Source organism: Knoellia sinensis KCTC 19936, assembly GCF_000768705.1.
GTDB lineage: Bacteria > Actinomycetota > Actinomycetes > Actinomycetales > Dermatophilaceae > Knoellia > Knoellia sinensis.
The window spans coordinates 1-1,133 of sequence record NZ_AVPJ01000051.1; the positions used below are offsets into that span (position 1 = coordinate 1).

1 protein-coding gene is annotated in these 1,133 nt (G+C 67.1%); it reads right to left on the reverse strand.

The features are described from left to right. The coding region (locus N802_RS20550; protein WP_035919717.1) for a hypothetical protein at nt 1-1,133 on the reverse strand (1,133 nt) is incomplete at both ends.

Consider the following 1,133-nt stretch of genomic DNA (forward strand, 5'->3'; position numbering starts at 1 on the left):
ACCGAGCCTCCGGCCGTACCGTCGGGGTCGGTGACGGTCGCCTTGAGAGTCACCTGCCGCGCGTCGACCCAGTAGTTGCTCTTCCCTGTGCCGGTCGCCCCGACGAGGCTCGGTGCGCCGGGCGCGTTCGGGAGCGAGTTGTACGTCACCGACAACAGCGGGTAGTTCAACGTGGCGTCATTGTCGAACTTGCGCCACCCGTCACGGTTCGACTCGTTGCTGGACTTCAAGCCCAACGTCAGGGTGGGCTTGCTGACGTCCGCCGCGTAGGTCTGCACCGCAGCTTTCGCGTTCCACTCGACCACGTCATACCCCGAGCAGATCCCGCTGTCACCGTGTGCCTTGGCGTTCGTGCCAATCGTGGCGGTCCACGCGGGCCCGGGCCACACCGTGGACGAGCCGATCGCGCCCGTCACGCCCAGCGTCACCCCGGGCCCGTACGTGGCCGCGTTGCAGTCCCAGTTCGCGGAATGGATCAGCTTGTGGGAGAACGTCGCCGACCCAATGACCTTCCCGTACAACGCCGAAGTGTTGAAGTTGTAGAACGAGCGCGACGTGAAGTACGGAGAGGACCAGCCCTGGTAGCCCACCCGCGCATGCTCAGTCGAGGAGTTGTAGTACTCCGTTCCGTTGCTCTGGACCGCCACCCAGTACGTGTACTCGCGCGCCACCGAAATCTCCGGGTCGATGATCGCCGGGTACACGGTGTCCGGCGCTTGGAGAAACGCTTCGTCGACGTTGACCGCCAACGTGTCCGCGGACGCCTCGACAGGAACCTCTACCGCCCGGGCAGCCTGCCCCGGAGCAACCCGCTCGTGGGACTCGACCCCAGCCGGGACGCCCTTTGAGTCCCACATGCTCGCCCGTTGCACCCTGAACTTCACCGCGCCGGCAGCGTCGCGGATCTCCCCGCCCGTGCCCGCCCCGCGGGCCTGCGACGCTGACCCGACCACCTTGTACCTGAGGTCCTTCACGCGCGGGTTGGTCGCGGCCTCCCGTGTCTTGACCACCAGATAGGTGGATACCCCGTCGACGCCGGCCTTCGCGACCAGATCGACTCCGGGCAGCACTTCCGGGTAGGTCGCCTTCGTCCCGTCCAGCTCTGGGGTCGGCAGGTCGCCCTCCCAGGCGAG